The organism is Methylocella sp. (genome assembly GCA_037200525.1).
In the GTDB taxonomy this organism is placed as follows: Bacteria; Pseudomonadota; Alphaproteobacteria; order Rhizobiales; family Beijerinckiaceae; genus Methylocapsa.
The window spans coordinates 4,208,536-4,225,983 of the sequence record JBBCGG010000001.1 but is presented as its reverse complement, the minus strand read 5'-3'; the positions used below and the strand labels follow the sequence as shown (position 1 = coordinate 4,225,983).

At 58.5% G+C, this 17,448-nt stretch carries 19 protein-coding genes; 10 read left to right on the top strand and 9 right to left on the bottom strand.

What is annotated here, in order from left to right:
- The first annotated feature begins 56 nt into the window (after positions 1 to 56).
- From WDN46_20760 to WDN46_20750, 3 genes are read left to right on the top strand one after another with little or no spacing between them, the layout of a single operon-like run.
- Positions 57 to 749, top strand: a complete 693-nt coding sequence (locus WDN46_20760; protein ID MEJ0095746.1) for a glutathione S-transferase family protein — start codon at positions 57 to 59, stop codon at positions 747 to 749.
- Positions 647 to 1,930, top strand: coding sequence for a tRNA epoxyqueuosine(34) reductase QueG (gene queG / locus WDN46_20755; protein MEJ0095745.1), 1,284 nt, complete (start codon positions 647 to 649; stop codon positions 1,928 to 1,930). Before WDN46_20760 ends, queG begins: the two co-directional genes overlap by 103 nt.
- Positions 1,927 to 2,802 carry an SDR family oxidoreductase gene (locus tag WDN46_20750; GenBank protein MEJ0095744.1) on the top strand — a complete coding sequence of 292 codons (876 nt, stop codon included), beginning with the start codon at positions 1,927 to 1,929 and terminating at the stop codon, positions 2,800 to 2,802. The genes queG and WDN46_20750 overlap by 4 nt, the downstream gene beginning before the upstream one ends.
- Before the next feature lie 79 nt (positions 2,803 to 2,881).
- Here the strand turns inward: WDN46_20750 and WDN46_20745 are convergent, their stop codons facing one another.
- The gene (locus WDN46_20745) at positions 2,882 to 4,177 is read right to left on the bottom strand and encodes a hypothetical protein (protein ID MEJ0095743.1); all 1,296 of its coding nucleotides are present in this window, start codon (positions 4,175 to 4,177) and stop codon (positions 2,882 to 2,884) included.
- A gap of 238 nt (positions 4,178 to 4,415) precedes the next feature.
- Between WDN46_20745 and WDN46_20740 the strand changes: the two genes are divergently transcribed.
- Positions 4,416 to 6,470 carry a M3 family metallopeptidase gene (locus WDN46_20740; protein ID MEJ0095742.1) on the top strand — a complete coding sequence of 685 codons (2,055 nt, stop codon included), beginning with the start codon at positions 4,416 to 4,418 and terminating at the stop codon, positions 6,468 to 6,470.
- 202 nt (positions 6,471 to 6,672) lie between these two features.
- Here the strand turns inward: WDN46_20740 and WDN46_20735 are convergent, their stop codons facing one another.
- Together WDN46_20735 and grxC are read right to left on the bottom strand one after the other, a co-directional pair.
- The gene (locus WDN46_20735; protein ID MEJ0095741.1) at positions 6,673 to 7,137 is read right to left on the bottom strand and encodes a DUF1178 family protein; all 465 of its coding nucleotides are present in this window, start codon (positions 7,135 to 7,137) and stop codon (positions 6,673 to 6,675) included.
- Positions 7,134 to 7,397, bottom strand: a complete 264-nt coding sequence (grxC, locus tag WDN46_20730; GenBank protein MEJ0095740.1) for a glutaredoxin 3 — start codon at positions 7,395 to 7,397, stop codon at positions 7,134 to 7,136. The genes WDN46_20735 and grxC overlap by 4 nt, the downstream gene beginning before the upstream one ends.
- Before the next feature lie 192 nt (positions 7,398 to 7,589).
- On the opposite strand from grxC, the gene irrA reads away from it, so the two are divergent.
- The 3 genes from irrA (at position 7,590) to galU (ending at position 10,572) form a co-directional block, all read left to right on the top strand.
- Positions 7,590 to 8,090, top strand: coding sequence for an iron response transcriptional regulator IrrA (gene irrA, locus WDN46_20725; GenBank protein ID MEJ0095739.1), 501 nt, complete (start codon positions 7,590 to 7,592; stop codon positions 8,088 to 8,090).
- Between the two features lie 72 nt (positions 8,091 to 8,162).
- Positions 8,163 to 9,212 carry a ferrochelatase gene (hemH, locus tag WDN46_20720; GenBank protein MEJ0095738.1) on the top strand — a complete coding sequence of 350 codons (1,050 nt, stop codon included), beginning with the start codon at positions 8,163 to 8,165 and terminating at the stop codon, positions 9,210 to 9,212.
- 469 nt (positions 9,213 to 9,681) lie between these two features.
- On the top strand, positions 9,682 to 10,572 hold the full coding sequence (gene galU / locus WDN46_20715) for a UTP--glucose-1-phosphate uridylyltransferase GalU (GenBank protein MEJ0095737.1): 891 nt from the start codon (positions 9,682 to 9,684) through the stop codon (positions 10,570 to 10,572).
- Positions 10,573 to 10,714: 142 nt separating this feature from the next.
- On the opposite strand, the gene WDN46_20710 is transcribed toward galU, so the two are convergent.
- From WDN46_20710 to WDN46_20685, 6 genes are all read right to left on the bottom strand, one after another.
- Entirely contained in the window at positions 10,715 to 11,377 is a 663-nt protein-coding gene (locus WDN46_20710) for a sterol desaturase family protein (GenBank protein ID MEJ0095736.1), read from the bottom strand.
- Positions 11,378 to 11,499: 122 nt separating this feature from the next.
- On the bottom strand, positions 11,500 to 12,471 hold the full coding sequence (egtD, locus tag WDN46_20705) for an L-histidine N(alpha)-methyltransferase (GenBank protein MEJ0095735.1): 972 nt from the start codon (positions 12,469 to 12,471) through the stop codon (positions 11,500 to 11,502).
- Entirely contained in the window at positions 12,471 to 13,763 is a 1,293-nt protein-coding gene (gene egtB, locus WDN46_20700; GenBank protein ID MEJ0095734.1) for an ergothioneine biosynthesis protein EgtB, read from the bottom strand. Before egtB ends, egtD begins: the two co-directional genes overlap by 1 nt.
- Before the next feature lie 233 nt (positions 13,764 to 13,996).
- Entirely contained in the window at positions 13,997 to 14,392 is a 396-nt protein-coding gene (locus tag WDN46_20695) for a rhodanese-like domain-containing protein (GenBank protein ID MEJ0095733.1), read from the bottom strand.
- 235 nt (positions 14,393 to 14,627) lie between these two features.
- The gene (locus tag WDN46_20690) at positions 14,628 to 14,891 is read right to left on the bottom strand and encodes a hypothetical protein (GenBank protein MEJ0095732.1); all 264 of its coding nucleotides are present in this window, start codon (positions 14,889 to 14,891) and stop codon (positions 14,628 to 14,630) included.
- Between the two features lie 130 nt (positions 14,892 to 15,021).
- A complete protein-coding gene (locus tag WDN46_20685; protein ID MEJ0095731.1) occupies positions 15,022 to 15,657 on the bottom strand; it encodes a S24 family peptidase in 636 nt (211 codons plus the stop codon).
- A 141-nt stretch (positions 15,658 to 15,798) separates the two neighbouring features.
- On the opposite strand from WDN46_20685, the gene WDN46_20680 reads away from it, so the two are divergent.
- The 3 genes from WDN46_20680 to WDN46_20670 all read left to right on the top strand — a co-directional run bounded on the left by WDN46_20680 (position 15,799) and on the right by WDN46_20670 (position 17,416).
- A complete protein-coding gene (locus WDN46_20680) occupies positions 15,799 to 16,140 on the top strand; it encodes a hypothetical protein (protein MEJ0095730.1) in 342 nt (113 codons plus the stop codon).
- Between the two features lie 2 nt (positions 16,141 to 16,142).
- Positions 16,143 to 16,658 (top strand): hypothetical protein, encoded by a 516-nt coding sequence (locus tag WDN46_20675; protein MEJ0095729.1) that lies wholly within the window; start codon positions 16,143 to 16,145, stop codon positions 16,656 to 16,658.
- Positions 16,659 to 16,738: 80 nt separating this feature from the next.
- Positions 16,739 to 17,416, top strand: a complete 678-nt coding sequence (locus WDN46_20670; GenBank protein ID MEJ0095728.1) for a phage terminase large subunit — start codon at positions 16,739 to 16,741, stop codon at positions 17,414 to 17,416.
- Positions 17,417 to 17,448 lie beyond the last annotated feature (32 nt).

The following is a 17,448-nucleotide window of genomic DNA, read 5'->3' as shown; positions in this document are numbered from 1 at the left end:
GGATTGCCCGAACGGCCTCGCCTCCGTCTCCCCAAACCTCCCGAACACGAAGCTGAATGATCTCACTGTATCATCATCCGCTCTGCCCGCATTCGCGTTTCGTCAGGCTTCTCCTTGGGGAATATGGCATCGAACCCGAACTGATCGAGGAAAACGTCTTTGAACGCCGCCGCGATTTTCTGATCCTCGATCCGGCCGGGCAGACGCCGGTTCTAGTCGAACATCCGGGCATCGTGGTTTCGGGTCCCGCAACCATCGCCGAATATTTCGACGAGACGCGCGGCCTCGCTCTAGGCAAGCATCGGCTTCTGCCGGAGGACCCTCTTTCCCGTGCGGAAGTGCGCCGTTTGGTCGATTGGTTTGGCCAAAAATTCTTCAACGAGGTCACCAATTGGCTGGTGACCGAAAAGGTCTATAAGCGGTACATGCTGCGGGAGCGCGGCGGCGGGCCGCCGGATATGGATCTGGTGCGCGCGGCGCGCGCCAATATCCGCACCCATATGCGTTATATTAGCTATCTGGCCGGCAGCCGAAAATGGCTCGCGGGAAACACTCTCTCGCATGCCGATCTCGCCGCCGCAGCGCAATTGTCCTGCGTCGATTTTTTGGGCGATGTTCCATGGGAAGAGAACGAAGCGGCGAAGCTCTGGTACTCCAGGGTCAAGTCGCGTCCGGCGTTCCGCTCTTTGCTGGCGGACAGGCTGCCGGGCCTCAGCCCCGCGCCAATTTACGCGGACCTCGATTTCTGACGCCGGCTTTCGAGGCGCAACTGCAAGCCAAAGCGCAAGAGCTCGGCTTCGATATTTGCAAGATCACCAATCCCGACGCTTTCGCCGCCGCCAATCCGCAAGCGGGGGAGCGGTTTTCCGCGTGGCTCGCCTCGGGAGCCGCCGGCGACATGGATTGGCTCGAGACGACGCAGGCGCGGCGATCCGATCCAAGGCGGCTTTGGCCGCAGGCGCTGAGCGTTCTCATGCTGGGAGCAAATTATGCTCCTCCTGGCGATCCATTGGCCGGGCTCGCCCAAAAATCCGCTGGCAATATTTCCGTCTACGCCCGAAACCGGGATTACCATGATCTCGTCAAGGGTCGCCTCAAGCAATTTGCCTCCTGGCTCGCCGCCGCCGCGCGGAAAGCCGGATTTGAGGCGCCGGAGTTCAAGGTTTTCGTCGATACGGCCCCAGTGATGGAAAAGCCTCTGGCGCAGGCGGCCGGACTCGGCTGGCAGGGCAAGCACACCAATCTCGTCTCGCGGGAGTGGGGCTCCTGGCTTTTTCTGGGTTCGATCTTCACGACCTTGCCGCTGGAGCCGGGCGCGCCCGAAGAAGATCATTGCGGGCGATGCAGCGCTTGCCTCGATATTTGCCCAACCAAGGCTTTTCCGCAGCCTTATGTGCTCGATGCGCGGCGCTGCATTTCCTATCTGACGATTGAGCATAAGGGCCATATAGCGGCGGAGCTTCGGCCGCTGATCGGCAATCGCATTTATGGCTGCGACGACTGTCTCGCCGTCTGTCCGTGGAATAAATTCGCGCAGACGGCCAAGGACATCAAGCTGCTGCCGCGCGAAGAACTGTGCGCGCCCTCGCTCGCCCAACTGCTTTGCCTCGACGACGCCGCTTTTCGGTTGTTGTTTGCCGGCAGTCCGGTCAAGCGAATCGGTTTGGCGCGCTTTACGCGCAATGTTTTGATTGCGGCGGGCAATTCCGGCGATGCAGCGCTGGCCGCGCCCGCGGCGGAAAAACTCCAAGCCGAGTCGCCGCTTGTCCGGGCGATGGCGGTTTGGGCCCTCGGGCGGCTCATATCGCAGAGAATGCCGGAGCTCGCGCAACGCTGGCGCCCGAGCGAGAAAGATCCCGAAGTCGACCGGGAGTGGGTCGCGGCGCTCGCTGCGCCGGCGGTTTCTATGAAAGAAGGTCGGCCGTTATGAAGCTTTTTGCTTTTGGTCTGGGTTATTGCGCCCAGGATTTTATTGCCCGTTTTGGCGATTTGTTCGAGTCCATTGCGGGCACCGTGCGGAGCGCCGATAAGGCGCAGGAACTCGCCAGCGAAACGGTCGAGACGTTGGTGTTTGGTCCTGATCGTCAAGACGAGGACATTGCGGCGAGACTCCTTAGCGCCGATGTGCTGCTCGTCTCGGTTCCGCCAGCGGTCTCGGTCGATCCGGTGCTGGCGCGGTTTGGCCACCGCATCGCCACCTTGCGCCGCGAGCAGATCATTATTTATCTCTCGACGATCGGCGTCTATGGGGATCGTCAGGGCGAATGGGTGGATGAGGCGCAGGCTGCGGCGCCGACGTCGGAGCGCTCGCGGACGCGCCTGCAGGCGGAAAAAGCTTGGACGGCGATCGGCAAGAGCAAGGACAAGACGGTGCATATTTTGCGCCTGGCCGGAATCTACGGGCCGGGCCGCAATGCGCTGCTCAATCTCAAGGAGGGAAAGGCGCATCGCCTGGTCAAGCCGGATCAGGTGTTCAACCGCATCCATGTCGAGGACATCAGCCGCGCCATCGCCGCTGCGATAGCGTTTGACGGGCCGGGCTCCGTCTGGAATGTCGCGGATGACGCGCCGGCCCCGCCGCAGGATGTGGTGGCCTACGCCGCCATGCTCATGGGAGTCGAGCCGCCGCCGGAAGAGGATATCGAGACGGCGGAAGGCATCCCACCGATGACGCGCAGTTTTTACGCGGAAAATAAGCGCGTCTCGAACCGGAAGTTAAAGGAAGAACTGAAAGTTGAGCTTGCGTACCCGACCTATCGCGTGGGGCTTGAGGCGCTTTGGGAGGCGGGCGAAGGACGCTAACAGCGAGTTGGCGAAATATCTCCTCAACGCTTCGGCTCGCGGGTGCCTGGCGAAGCGCCCGCGGTCTGGCGCGAGGCGATCATGCGCGGTCCAGCGGCGTCGACTTCGCTGGACCGTTATTACCCGTTTGGCTGTCGGGCACCGCACGCAGTTTTGGGGTGACGCGGGCCGCCGTCGCGGCCCCTTTTGCTTCGGTATCCTGGTCCTCGGCGATCGAGTTACGCGCGAGCAAATCAAAAAGCTTACGGTTCGATGCTTCGAGGTTTCCAATGTGGTCGAGATGGCGTCGCAAATCCTCGCGCAGGCGCTGATTGGTTCGAGTGAGGAAATCGATCTTTGAATCCAGGGCCGACCGCTTGATCTCGGAATCGTAGAATTGCTTTTCCTTCACTGAGAGAGCGGCTGTTAAGGCTCTCTCACGTTCCTCGGCCTGTTCAGTCTGCGCAGCGCTATCTTTTCGAAATTGATTGAACTCGGTCTGCAGCGAATCGAGAGCCGCTTTCGCCCGACTGTTGCCCTCGAGCTCCGCCGCATATTTGTCGGCTACAGACTTCGATTCCAGCTCCGAGCGCTCAAAGTCGCTGGCTACGGAAACAGTCTCGGATTTAAGCTGCGCGGTCTCGCGCAACAGCGATTGTATGGTGAACTCGTGCTCATTCAGCTTCTGAGCAAGCGCAACGTTCTCTTCGGTTGCGCGCTGACGAGCCATCTCGGCGGAAGACTTTTTCTGGAATAGATCGTTGGAGGCGCTTTGCGCCTTCGCGTAGTCGGTTTCAAGAGCGACAAATTTGCGATCAGTTTCTGCGAGGCGATTGCGCGCGATGCGAAGATCGCTCTCCAACTTGACCGCGAGAGGCTGATAGAGCGCAAGGTCGCGTTCGGCCTCCGATAGCCTTTGCTTGTACTCATCATTCGAGAGCGTCAGGAGACCGACCGAGGCTTCGCTCTTACTGGCCGCCTCCATCATCTTGGCGAGAAGGGGCTCGATGGTCGAAAGACGATTTGTCAATACGTCAAAGTTTAATGACAGATTCGAAACGACTTTTGCATGCTCGCAGCGGAGTTCGACGGCTTGATCTCGTACAGCCGACATGAGTGACGCTATATCCATATCGTCCTCCACAGTTGTCGCTCCGCCCTTCAATGAAGCGCTGTTCTGGCCAGGCGTGGGCGGGCTTGTCGCTTTGACTTCCTTGGATTTACGAACCGGGGCGGCGGTTGAGATGAGATGGGCGTTTTTGCGGGCGCGCTTTCGCAGCGGCCGAATGATCACAAAGTACGTCAGGCCGACAATCAGAGCGAAATAAATCAGGGCGATCAGATCCATCTTTCCGCCGACTACGCTGATGACCTGGGCGAAAGCCGGTGTAAACATGTCCGTCTTGCCTCAAACACGCGCCATTCGTCTCAGATTGCAATTGTAACGTTTGGGACCATCAAAGCAAGCAAACGTAGCGCAACCAATGGCTTAGCTAGAGCCGGCTCGTTGCGCCGGGGCCAGCGTTTCGATCGATTCTCTAGGGGCCAGCGCCGGCAATATCCATTGCTTCGACCGATGCGCAAAAGCTGCCGATCCGCTAAAGTGTCCCGCGCAAATAGGACGGAGTCCCGGCATGATCCAGACAATCCCAAGCAAAAATCCGCTGCTCGAACCCTGGACCGGCCCGCTCAAGACGCCGCCTTTTGACCGCGTGACGCCGGAGCACTTTGCGCCTGCCTTCGAAGCGGCGCTCAAAGAGGCGCGGGCTGAAATCGACGCTATCGCGGCCGATCCGACGACGCCGACCTTCGCTAACACGATCGAGGCGCTGGAGCGCAGCGGTCGGGCGTTGGATCGGGTCTCATCCGTCTTCTTCAATCTTGTCGGAACCGACGCGAATGAGGCGCTGGAGGCGATCGAGCGAAACATTGCGCCGGTCTTGTCGCGCCATCGCAGCGAGACCTTCTTGAATGAGGCTTTGTTCGCCAGAGTGGCGCGGCTCTATGCCGAGCGGGAGCGGCTCGGCCTCAGCGCCGAACAGCTGCGCGTGTTGGAGCGCTATCATCTCAATTTTGCTCGTAACGGCGCCGGCTTGCCGCCGGAAAGCAAGAAGCGCCTCGCCGAGATCGGGGAGCGTCTTGCGACGCTCGGCGCGCAATTCGGCCAAAATGTTCTCGCCGATGAAAAAGCCTATCTGCTGGTGCTCGATGTCGAGGATCTTGGCGGACTTCCCGCCTCGCTCATCGCCAGCGCGGCGCGCACGGCGGTTGAGCGCGGCCACCCTGGCAAATATGGCATTACCCTGTCGCGCTCAAGCATCGAGCCTTTCCTGCAATTCTCAGAACGGCGCGATCTCCGGGAAAAAGCCTTTCGCGCCTGGGCCGCGCGCGGCGAAAGCGGCGGCCTCAGCGACAATAGCGCGATCGCCGCGGAGATGGTGAAACTGCGGGCTGAGCGGGCGCGTCTGCTTGGCTTTGAGAGTTTCGCGCATTTCCGTCTGGCCGATACGATGGCCAAGGCGCCGCAGGCAGCGCTCGATCTTTTGCATTCGGTGTGGACGCCAGCGCTGGCGCGCGCGAAAGACGAGGAAGCGGCGCTCCAAAAGATCGCAGCCTCCGAGGGCGGGAATTTCGAGATCGCGCCGTGGGATTGGCGCTATTACGCCGAAAAGCAGCGAAAGCTCGAGTTTGATCTCGACGAGGGCGAGATAAAGCCCTTTCTGCAATTGGGCAAAGTCATCGATGCGGCCTTCTACGCGGCGAACCGCCTGTTCGGCGTTAGTTTCGTGGAGCGCTTAGACATAGCCCTTTACCACCAAGATGCCCGCGCGTGGACGGTGATTGGCCGCGATGGCGCGCCGGTCGCGCTCTTCATCGGCGATTATTTCGCGCGCCCCTCGAAGCGGAGCGGGGCCTGGATGACCGATTTCCGCGGCCAGCACAAGCTGGATGACGAGGGGCTGCCGATCATCGTCAATGTCATGAATTTCGCCAAAGGGGGCGAAGACGGGGCGAGCCTTCTCAGTTTTGACGATGCGCGAACTCTCTTTCACGAGTTCGGCCACGGGCTGCATGGCATGTTGTCGAATGTGACTTATCCGATGATCTCGGGCACGAATGTCGCTCGCGATTTTGTTGAGTTTCCCTCGCAGCTTTATGAGCATTGGCTGGAGCAGCCGGAAATCCTGCGTCGTTTCGCGATCCATTACGAGACGGGCGAGCCGATGCCGGAAGCGCTGCTGCAACGGCTGCTCAGCGCGCGGCGATTCAACCAGGGTTTCGCCACAGTCGAATATGCCGCTTCGGCCCTCATCGACCTTGGCCTCCATCTGGAGCCATCAAGCGATGCGATCGATGTGCTCGCTTTTGAGAAGAAGGAGCTGGCGCGGCTCGGCATGCCGCAGGCTATAGCGATGCGGCACCGCACGCCGCATTTCCAGCATGTTTTCTCGGGCGAATCCTATTCTTCCGGCTATTACAGCTACCTTTGGTCGGAAATCCTCGATGCTGATGGGTTTGAGGCGTTCCAGGAAAGCGGCGACATTTTCGATTCCGCCATGGCCGCAAAGCTGCATGAATTTGTCTACGCCGCCGGGGACAGCCGCGATCCCGAGGCCGCCTACCGGAATTTTAGAGGCAGAGCGCCGACGCCAGAGGCGCTTTTGCGAAAGCGCGGGCTCAAAGCATAATCCCGAAAAGTTGCAGACTTTTCGGCTGAGATTATGCGCTGAAACGAAAGCATAATCCCGAAAAGTTGCAGACTTTTCGGCTGAGATTATGCGTTGAAACGAAAGCATAATCCCGAAAAGTTGCAGACTTTTCGGCTGAGATTATGCGTTGAAGGAGAACATGACCCCGAAAAGTTGCGGACTTTTCGGGTAAGACCGTGCGCTAGTTGAAATCGTCCGGCAGGCGGGGAATCGGCATAATCTTGACGCCGTCGTCGATCAGGGCGCGGGCTTCCTCGGGACTAGCTTGGCCATGGATGGCGCGGTCCGGGACGATGCCATCGTGGATCTTGCGCGCTTCTTCGGCAAAAGCGGTTCCCACATCTTCGGTATGCTCGAGTATCCGGTTTCGGATGTCCTCGATCATTGTCCGCAGTTGCCTGTCGTGGTTATCGATCAAAGCGACATTGGCGCCCCGCTCGGCGGGGGATGGCCCCTGCGCAGGCAAAAGCTTGTCCCGGCCGTGAAGCGCCACGGCCGGCGCCATGATCGATTTCACCACGCTCGAGGTCTGACAGACGGGGCAGAGGACAAGGCCAGATTGGACCTGATCGTCGTAGGAGGCTCCGCTCCGGAACCAGCTCTCGAATTCGTGTCCGCTCCCGCACACCAAGGAGAATTTGATCATTGAACCTTGTCGGCCAGTAGCCGATCGAGTTTGCCGTCGTATTCAAGCTCGTAAAGATCGTCGCAACCGCCGATGTGCTTGTCGTCGAAGAAAATCTGCGGGACGCTTGTGCGACCGGAGCGCTGGATCATCGCCCGACGCGCCGCCGGGTCGTTATCTACGGCAATTTCAGTGAACTCTACGTTCTTTTTTGCCAACAGCTGCTTCGCGCGGCGGCAATACGGACAAGTTTCCGTGGTGTAGATCGTGATCTGCGGCATCGACTATCCCTTTCACACACCTATATGGGAAAATATTGGCGATGTCACAAGGCTCCGATTTTGGGCGGGCGAGGCGTGACCGCCGTGCGCTGGGCGTCGGGCTTCGCCAAGGTTGCCGCCAGGTGATGAATATCTTATGAATAAACGATCCCCGTGGACTGCCGCGGGACGGCGCAAAGGTCGCGGAAAGCCATGGGTTCGTGCCAGCCAGTGTTGAAACGCTCATTGAAGTCGAGCCGCGGCGCGAGGACGCCGCTCGGCGCGCTGAGGGGCTGCCCATTCCATGAATTGCGCATGAAACTAGCCGCCGCCGGACTGCGGCCGACGCGGCAGAGGATAGCGCTCGGCTGGTTGCTTTTTTCCAAGGGCGATCGGCATCTCACGGCTGAGAATCTGCACGATGAGGCGCAGGCCTCCAATGTGTCGATTTCGCTCGCGACAATCTACAACAGCCTGCATCAATTCACTGAAGCCGGATTGTTGCGCGGCATCGCAGTCGATGGATCGAGAACTTATTTTGACACGAATGCGGCGATCCATCACCATTACTTGGTCGAAGGCTCGAATGTCCTGATCGACATTCCTCAGGTCGCCATCGACCTTTTGAAATTGCCGCCGCCGCCGTCGGGAAAGTTGGTGGCGCAAGTCGATGTCATCGTTCGTCTGCGCGACGCGCCGGCGCTCAGCGAGTAGAGCGATCGGCTTTTGGCTCCGTCCTAAAGCGTCGCCTAGCGTCGACCGTCACTCTGACAGGCATTCCAATTCATGTCGCAATCTCCTGTTTTTTCGGACGAGGATGCCTCCGCGGCTACTGGCAAGATTGGCGTTGTTCTCGTCAATCTCGGAACGCCCGATGCGCTCGGCTATTGGCCGGTGCGCCGCTACCTGAAGGAGTTTTTGTCGGACCCTCGGGTGGTGGATACGCCGCGGATCATTTGGTGGCCGATTCTGAATCTCGTTATTCTTTCCTTGCGACCGCAACGCAGCAGCAAAAACTACGAGACGGTCTGGAACCGCGAGCGTAACGAAAGTCCGCTGAAGACCATTACGCGGTCGCAAGCCGAGAAGCTTGCGACTTGGATTGGCGGCGGCGGCTTTGGCGGGGGAGATGCCCAGATCGAAGTCGAATGGGCCATGCGTTATGGCCAGCCGTCCATTATCGGCGCCTTCGAGAAACTGAAACGGAACGGATGCAAGCGATTGCTGATCGCGCCGCTTTATCCGCAATACGCCGGAGCGACGACGGCGAGCGTCGCCGATAAAGTCGAGCAATCTTTGGCTAAGATGCATTGGCGCCCGGAGTTGCGGAGCGCGGTCCCGTATTACAATGACCCAGTTTATATCGACGCTCTCGCGACCTCTTTGCGCGAAGGACTAGCTAGGCTCGATTTTACGCCAGAGATCATTCTTGTCTCATATCACGGCATTCCCAAAGCCTATGTCGAGGCTGGCGATCCTTATTACGATCAATGCCTCGAAACTTGGCGCCTTCTTCGCGAGCGTCTCGGGCTCAGCGCGGAACGCTGTCCGGTCAGCTTTCAATCGCGCTTTGGTCGGGCGCAATGGCTGGAGCCCTATACCGATGCGACCGTCAAGGAGCTCGCCCGCAAGGGAGTCAAGAACATGGTCGTGATAACGCCCGGATTCTCTTCGGATTGTCTTGAAACCATTTCCGAAATAGGCGTCGAGAATCGCGAATTCTTTGAAGAGAACGGCGGCGAGAAATTCGCGCTGATTCCTTGCCTCAACGATAGCGCCGACGGAATGCGGGTGATTGAACATATAGTTGCGCGCGAACTCAAAGGCTGGATCTAGCGCGTTCTGCGGGCCAACACGGCGGCGTGGCGCGCCCCATCGTTATCATGGCGCAGTCAGCTCCAGCGATGGCCGGATAGCGCGATCTTGAAATCGCTGATGTCGGCGGCTGTTTTCGCAGGCGCGGACCAGCAAGAACCAATCGGTAGATTGTCAAGGACGACCGCCCACGGTCAGAACCTTGATTCGCCTCGCTTAAACGGCGACGTTTCGATATCGTAGAATAAACATGAATCTGAAGTTTCAATGCGGCCAAGAGCACGTCGCGATGGTCGAACTCCCTTTGTCTAAGCCGAGTTGGAGTCGCGAGATTTCGCTTCGATCAGTGGAGGCGTCTGCTGATCTGGGCGCTTATTACAGCTGCAAGACGATACCCGTTCCCCCAGTCAGTGCGTCCGCTGGTTTCTCGGACAAATGTTGATTATGATTAAACCACAGTTCATTCGACAAGTTTTTCTGGGACTCACAAATGACGAAGCGCATTCGCAAGGCGGTTTTTCCTGTCGCGGGCCTGGGGACGCGGTTTCTTCCCGCCACCAAGTCTATCCCCAAAGAGATGTTGACAATCGTCGACCGCCCGGTTCTCCAGCATGTCGTCGATGAAGCGCGAGAGGCCGGGATCGAACATCTGATTTTCGTCACCGGTCGCAACAAGGCGGTCATCGAAGACCATTTCGACATTGCCTATGAACTTGAAGATACGTTGCAAAAGCGAGGCAAGCTTAAAGAACTAAAAGCCCTGACGGAACAGCTTCCGGCTGCCGGCGCTGCGAGTTTTACGCGCCAGCAAGCGCCGCTCGGGCTTGGCCACGCGATCTGGTGCGCGCGCGAACTCGTCGGCGACGAGCCGTTTGCGGTTCTGCTTCCCGATATGGTGACTATGGGCGCAGCGCAGAAGGGCGGCCGGTGCCTAGCCCAATGCATTGAAGCCTACGAAAAACACGGTGGCAACATTATCGCTGTGGAGGAAGTGCCGATGGAGGAGACCCACCAATACGGGATCGTATCCGTGGGCAAGGATTTCGGACGCACCTTCGAGATAACCGGGATGGTTGAAAAGCCAGCCAAGGGGACAGCTCCCTCAAATCTCATCATTTCCGGACGCTACGTGCTCGGGCCGGAAATTTTCTCGATTCTGGAAACGGTCGAAAAAGGCGCTGGAGGCGAAATTCAGCTGACCGACGGGATGAAAAATCTGGCCAAAACTCAAGCCTTTCATGGCGTGCGCTTTGACGGGAAAACCTACGACTGCGGCTCAAAGCTTGGTTTTCTGTCGGCCAACTTTGCTTTCGCAATGGCCAATCCTGAAATCGCCGGATCACTCAAAGCCGAGCTTAAAAAGCTTCTCGGAGGGTTTTGAGCGACTGCTCTAAAAGCCGCTCTTATACTCATATCGAAAGAGCCGATCTCAGCTCGCGCTGAGGTCGGCTTTTATTAATCGTCGGGTCGAATCTGCTCGATTTTAAAAAGTACGCTTGTAGCGCAAGAAAAAAGCGGCGCGGTCAATCGGTGGAATTGCGCTTTTGCCGGATATGCTGGGTCCCGAAGACATAGTCCCACCAGGGCGCGCTGACGCCGAAACCCCGCGTCGGGTCGCGGAAATGATGCATCAGATGCAGCCGCCGCAAGGTGAGGCCAATGCGGGTCGTCGGCTCGGCATGGTGGGTATAATAATGCACCATGTCATAGGCGAGATAGCCTATGATGAACCCCATCAGAACTGGGTAGCCAAAAGGCAGGCCGAACAAAATCCGCACGACCAAAAGAGCGATCAGCATGATCGGTCCGCTAAGCAGCACCGGCATGACAAGGCGGAGCGGATCACTGGGATGATCGTGATGGACGCCATGGACCAGGAAATGGATCCTCGCGCCGAATTTGCTCGGATGCTTATAATGGAACGGGTAACGATGCCCGAAATATTCGGTCAAGGTCCAGATCAGATAACCGACCATGGTGGAAATCAAGACGACAGCGAAACTGAAGGCTTGAAAACTCCACACCCCCAGCAAAACGATTATCGGAATATAAACGAACAGCGGCGTCGACCAGTGCACGCGGGACAATTTGTCGAGCAGCGGATTATCGAATAGCCGCGGCGAAGCGCGCAGTCTATCGACCGGGCGCTCGATGCTATCGTCGAAACTGTCTTTGGTCGGCGTCATCGTGAAAAAATTCCGAAAAACCTTGAGAATTCTTTCTTAAAGCATTTCCGCCGGAACCGGAAATCGGCGTGGCGCCCCCGGAATCGGGACAGGAGCGCGCCACCCTGAGCGTCGCGCCGCTGCTAGGGAGCAACCATTAGTTCATGCAGGCTGAACAGATCGTCGGGGTCGGTCCAGACTTGGCGCGGCAGCCATCCAGCGCATGCCGCCAGGTCCTGGAACTGCGGAATCGAATATTTGTAGGAATTTTCGGTGTGAATGCTTTCACCCGCCGCGAAATCGAAATGGAGCCCCGCAATTTCCACCTGCTGGGGCTCGATGCTGACGAGATGCATTTCGATCCGCCCCTCGGCCTCGTTGAAAATCGCGCGATGAGCGAAGCGGCCGACGTTGAAATTGGCGCCCATCTCGCGATTCAATCGAAGCAAAAGATTGAGATTGAAATCGGCCGTGACGCCCGCTGCGTCATTATAGGCGGGAACAAGGATCGACAAATCCTTGCGCAAGTCCACCCCGATGACGAGCCTCCCTCCTAATCCCAAACTCTGCGCCATGCCGGAAAGGAGATCACGCGCCTCGACGGGCGCAAAATTGCCGATAGTCGAACCTGGAAAAAAGCCAAGGCGCGGCCTCTTTGCAAGGCTCTGCGGCAAAATCAGCGATTGGGTGAAATCGCCCACGCTCGGAATGATGCGGAGCGTCGGAAAGCGCAAAGACAGCCGTTCGAACGCATCATCGAGCGCGCTTTGCGACACGTCGATCGGGACATAGCCGGCAAGACTCGGCAAAGCTTGCAGCAGAATCTCAGTCTTTCGACTCGAGCCGGAACCAAACTCCACGAGCAGGCTGCCGGGCGGCGTATGAGCGGCGATATCGCTTGCGGCGATCTTCAGAATCGCCGCTTCCGTGCGGGTTGGATAATATTCTGGCTGTTGGGTGATCTGCTCGAAAAGCGCGCTGCCCTTCGCATCATAAAAAAGAAAGCAGGGAAGAGTCTTTTGCGGAGTCGACAATCCCGCAATCACCGCGCGCGCCAGATCTTCCTCTGAATCGGGGAGCGCGCCCGACGTATGTTTCTCAGCGATCTGTGACATTACGCCTCGTCGGCTAGGCGCAGACCGCAGAACTGCCAGCGCTGGTGGGGATAGAAGAAATTGCGATAGGTTTTCCGCGCATGCTCATTTGGGGTGACGCAAGAGGCTCCGCGCAAAACCAGCTGGCTGCACATGAACTTGCCATTATATTCGCCGAGCGCGCCGCCTCCCGCGCGATAGCCCGGAAAGGGCGCGTAGGCGCTCTGCGTCCATTCCCAAACATCGCCAAACATTTGCGAGGGGCTGTCGGATGGCTCCGGCGCCGCAAGCGGGCGAAGCGCATCTTGACAGAGCATGTTTCCGGAAACCGGGACGCCTTCAGCTGCGACTTCCCACTCGAATTCTGTCGGCAATCGTTTGCCGGCCCAGCGAGCGAAAGCCTCAGCTTCGTAAAAACTGACGTGACAGACGGGTGCGGCTCGATCGATGGCCTGACGGCCCCAAAGCGTCATCTGCAACCATTGTCCGCCGACTTCTTCCCAATAGAGCGGCGCCCGCCAGCCGTCTTTTGTGATCTTCGCCCATCCATCCGCGAGCCACAAAGAAGGGCTCCGATATCCGCCATCCGACATGAAGTCTAGCCACTCGGCGTTGGTGACGAGGCGATTGGCGAGTTTGAACGGGCGCAAAAGGATTTCGTGACGAGGACCTTCATTGTCGAAGGCGAAACCGTGGCCCGCGTGACCGATTGCCTGTTGGCCTCCTGAGAACGCCGTCCAGGTCAGGGGCTGCGTGTCCTGATGCGCGCGAAGCTGCGCGCCATCGCGATAGGCAGGGCGCAGCGGATTCAGCGCAAACAAACTCAAAATATCGGTCAACAGCAGCTCCTGATGCTGCTGTTCATGATTGACGCCAATCTCGATCCGGCTCGCGACGTCCTCCGCCTCCGCGAAGCTGCCGGCGAACAGGCTTTGCAGCGCCTCATCGACATGCGCGCGGTAGTCGAGCACTTCAAGACAGGTGGGTCTTGTTAAGAGGCCGCGAAGCGCCCGGGGCTGACGCTCTCCCTGCGCTTCGTAATAGGAATTGAAGCAATAATTGAAATTTGCGTCAAATATCCGATAGCCGGGCAGGTAAGGCTGCAGCACGAAGGTTTCGAAAAACCACGTCGTATGCGCCAAATGCCATTTGGTGGGACTTGCGTCCTCGTTGGCCTGCGCCGCTTGATCCTCGGCTCCGAGGGGGGAGGCAAGAGATAGGGTCTGGCGACGTGTCCGAAATAGCTTTTCCGGAAGGTCCGCGCTATCCTGACGCGGCGGTCGTTGGGATATTAGAACCGCTGGCGCCGTCATTTGCGTCTCCGTACCCCAACATGAGCCAAAAAGCCATCTTGAACGGTTTGGCTCGGCTAGGGTTCCACCTCCCGCCGGGCTCACGCTAGTTTATCGCGTGAGCATATTGGCGCGCAACGCCGCTTTGTGCATCAGAGCGGGCGCTGTTTCAAGCCTCCTGCTTTCGCCCGATGGCCGTGGACATGACGCCCACGCTTTCGGTTGCGAGCAATGTGGCGCGGCGATCAACGGACTTACGATTTTGGGGGCATCGCCGATGCGGGCGAGGCTTCGCTTGAAGCTGGGTTGGACTTCGATGGAGCGGCGAATGCTCGCTCCCGCTGCGCCACCACCCAGCCTTCATAGCCGCCATCAAGGCTAAAGACCTCGCGAAACTGGCAATCGATGAAAGCTCTGGTGAAAATCTGACTTGAATTGCCATGGTAGCAAGAGATCAGGACCGGTTTTTCTCTCGGCGCGCTGGACAGCAAATCGAAAAGATTGGCCTCGTTGGCGTAATTTGGCGCCGCAACATGGCCGCGTTCGGATGAGGCGTCGTCGCGCGCGTCGATAATCAGCGCGTCGCGCCGGTCGATGCTCTTCTGGGTTGAGCTGGCGTCAATTCGGCGAAGGGTCCCATCTTCAGCCATGCTCAAACCCCTTGGAGTTATCCGTCCGCATGATATCCATCGAAGTCTGGATCTTTTCGAAGACCAATTATTGCAATTGTCATCAAGATCATAGACCGGTCTGAAATGGAAGTCCCGCGTGCAGCGCCACGGCTTGGGTTGCGCGCCGAACGGATACGATCTCCAGCTCCTGGTCCAAAGAGGTCTCAACCCGAAGTCGTGCTCGCCAAGCGGCGCGGCCCTGGCCAATTGGGGCTCAGCGCCTCGATCTACGTAACGCCCGGCCAAGCAGAACCAGCGCCCGGGCGTTGATGGCTGGCGTTTCTCCGCCAAAACCGAACCAGCGGCGAGGCGCATGCCGCTCGACCTGAAGCAGATCGGCTCCGACCGAAATCAAGATTTCCGGCGGGGCGCTCGAAAGGCCGGGAACAATGGCGTCGAGATCGATCGGGCGCCCAGCATAGGTTCGCGCCCGACATTTGATCAAAGAGCGCGCGGTGCGCGCGGCTTGTGTTTGCAAGGCGGCAAGTTGCGCTTCGGCGGGGTGGTTCGTATCTGCATCGCGGTTTCTCCGGGTTGACCGGACCGCATATAGGGTATTTCTACCTATTTATAGGTAACTATACCTAAGAACAGGAGCGATCTTACCGCTATCTCCGGCGCCATTGACCGAATCGAACGACTCCCTGAATCTGCGCCGCCCATTCGATTTTCACGCCTCGGATCGGCGCTGCGTTGTGGCTCTCGAGGTCGAACGTTCCCGCCAGCGAGCCGCGCTGGATGCGCTTCAAATAGCGTTTGCCGTCGGCGGTCCGAACCGCGGCTTCCCATCCGACCACTTCATCGGCATTAGCGCCCTCGCGCCAACAAATGATCACGTCGCCGGGATCATAGCGGGGCCACATGCTGTCGCCCTCGACCTGGAACGCGATCGCGTCTGACGCAATGGGAAAAGGCACCTCAATTTCATAGATCCCATCAGCAGGAATTTGCTCAAATTCGGGGAGAATTTCGGCTCCGGCCCCGATTCGTCCGACGACTCGAATCCGATTGCCCGGCATCGCCTCGCCAACCCCCTCCAATAGCCAGGCCGCTGTCGTCTTCAGCACCGGCGCGAGCGCGATCAGGGTCTCCGTGGTGACGCCGCGCCGGTCGCCGCTCTTCACCGCGCGCTTGAGGTTGCGAATCGCGTCCGGTTTTTTCGCCGCAAGCGAGGCGGCATGAGCCGAGAGGCCCAAAGCGGCCAGTCGGTTCTGAATGCGGGTGAGTACGTCTTCGCGTTCCATAACGGTAGAATAACCGCACAACCTCGTGATGGCATCCGGTAAAATAACCGTTATGTATAGGTATTTTTACCTTATGCTCGCGGCGCTGTCGGGGAGCTGCGGCTTTCGACGACGCATGAGAGATAACGAAGGGAAGGTCCCATGATAATTCGCACGGAAATCCGGAAATCCCGCTGGACGGGAGATCGCATCGCGCGGCTCGGCTTTTTGCTCGGCATGGGCTGGGACGCAAGGCGGATCGCCGAAGATCCGCTCATCGCCTCGACGCCGAACAATGTGCACAGACAGGCCCAGCGGTTCGGCCTTGCTTTTCGGGCCGCCGCCGCGGCTCTCGCGTTGCGCCTGCCGCCGCACGCCACCCACCTCTACGACGCCGCGGCCGCCAAACGCAGCCTTACCCGTGAAGCCATGATCCGGCTGCTGCTCCTCGTTGTCGCCGCCGATCCAGCTCTCCTCGACAATATTCTCGACGACGGAGTTTGAGCATGGACGCCGATTTGAAAGTCAATGCGCTCGAGCAGCCCCTTCAGTCCGATCGCAATGGCCTGCCGCCGCAATGGGATGCAGAGCAAGTGAGTAAACGACTGATCAAGGCCTTTGTCACGCTCGACCGCCTTCCGCGCGTGCGCGGACCGAGCGAACCGGGCGGTCATTGGCCGCGCCACTCCGTGGAATGGGCGGATCAATTGGCGCAGGCGGAGCTTGACGATGGCGAACGCCGGATCCGCGATCAAGCAAGCAACAGAACGAATCTGCGGCCGACCGCCGCCGAGATCGCTCAGATGGAAACAGCCCTTGATTGGCTGCGTGAATTACGCGCCGAAGATTCGGGCATGGCTTTGGTGACGAGTCTATGGGCTCTCCGTTCAGCGCGCGGACGGTCGGTCAAGGCGCTTTGCAGCGAGAAAAAATGGGCGCCGCACACCTTCTATTGTAAGCGAGCGAAGGCCCTCAATCATCTAGCTGTCTGGCTCAACGCCAGGTGCGTTCCGGTCTTTTAGCGAATTTTTACGAACCATCCCTCGGCGCTTGTCTGCGGTTCAACAAGCGCCGAGCGACCAGAGACGGCTCTCGCGCTTTCTTGTCCTCAAACAAATATCCGCTGTTTCGCAATGTAAGAACGCCGCAATCGTCGCGGCGCCGATGCGTTGAAGGTCCACAACGTTACACATGTCTTGCCGGCGGCACACGTTCGGGAAAGACGTTTCTCATCGTTCGCGCCATCATCGTTCGCGCGCTTAAGGCCGAAGGGTCTCGCCATGCCATCCTGCGGTTTCATGCTAATGCGGTGCGCGCCTCTATCGCTCTGGATACGCTTCCGCAAGTCATGCAATTGTGCTTCCCCGAAACGCCTTTGAAAGAGCGTCGTCAGGACGGCTATTTCGAGCTGGAAAATGGATCCCGCATTTGGATCGGCGGTCTCGATGATAAGGATCGCGTCGAAAAGATTCTTGGCCTCGAATATTCGATGGTTTTCCTGAATGAGGCCTCGCAAATTCCTTATTCATCTGCGTTGATCGTCTTAACGCGCCTGGCGCAGGTCGCGCCTAAAATTCGCCAACGCGCCTTCGTCGATCTCAATCCAGTCGGCAAGACGCATTGGACCAATCAGCTTTTTGGCGACAAGCGCGATCCTGTTTCAATGCAGCCGCTCAAAGATCCAGAAAATTATGCTCGCGCTTTCCTGAATCCGCCTGACAACTTAGCGAATCTTTCGTCCGATTTCCTGACAAGCCTCGCCAATCTTCCGGAAAAGTAGCGCAAGAGATTCTATGAGGGCGTTTATGTCGA

Coding starts and splice junctions, on each gene's coding strand:
- WDN46_20760 (MEJ0095746.1), top strand. CDS start 57: ATGATCTCACTGTATCATCATCCGCTCTGCCCGCATTCGCGTTTCGTC.
- WDN46_20750 (MEJ0095744.1), top strand. CDS start 1,927: ATGAAGCTTTTTGCTTTTGGTCTGGGTTATTGCGCCCAGGATTTTATT.
- WDN46_20745 (MEJ0095743.1), bottom strand. CDS start 4,177: ATGTTTACACCGGCTTTCGCCCAGGTCATCAGCGTAGTCGGCGGAAAG.
- WDN46_20740 (MEJ0095742.1), top strand. CDS start 4,416: ATGATCCAGACAATCCCAAGCAAAAATCCGCTGCTCGAACCCTGGACC.
- WDN46_20735 (MEJ0095741.1), bottom strand. CDS start 7,137: ATGATCAAATTCTCCTTGGTGTGCGGGAGCGGACACGAATTCGAGAGC.
- grxC (MEJ0095740.1), bottom strand. CDS start 7,397: ATGCCGCAGATCACGATCTACACCACGGAAACTTGTCCGTATTGCCGC.
- irrA (MEJ0095739.1), top strand. CDS start 7,590: ATGGGTTCGTGCCAGCCAGTGTTGAAACGCTCATTGAAGTCGAGCCGC.
- hemH (MEJ0095738.1), top strand. CDS start 8,163: ATGTCGCAATCTCCTGTTTTTTCGGACGAGGATGCCTCCGCGGCTACT.
- galU (MEJ0095737.1), top strand. CDS start 9,682: ATGACGAAGCGCATTCGCAAGGCGGTTTTTCCTGTCGCGGGCCTGGGG.
- WDN46_20710 (MEJ0095736.1), bottom strand. CDS start 11,377: ATGACGCCGACCAAAGACAGTTTCGACGATAGCATCGAGCGCCCGGTC.
- egtD (MEJ0095735.1), bottom strand. CDS start 12,471: ATGTCACAGATCGCTGAGAAACATACGTCGGGCGCGCTCCCCGATTCA.
- egtB (MEJ0095734.1), bottom strand. CDS start 13,763: ATGACGGCGCCAGCGGTTCTAATATCCCAACGACCGCCGCGTCAGGAT.
- WDN46_20695 (MEJ0095733.1), bottom strand. CDS start 14,392: ATGGCTGAAGATGGGACCCTTCGCCGAATTGACGCCAGCTCAACCCAG.
- WDN46_20685 (MEJ0095731.1), bottom strand. CDS start 15,657: ATGGAACGCGAAGACGTACTCACCCGCATTCAGAACCGACTGGCCGCT.
- WDN46_20680 (MEJ0095730.1), top strand. CDS start 15,799: ATGATAATTCGCACGGAAATCCGGAAATCCCGCTGGACGGGAGATCGC.
- WDN46_20675 (MEJ0095729.1), top strand. CDS start 16,143: ATGGACGCCGATTTGAAAGTCAATGCGCTCGAGCAGCCCCTTCAGTCC.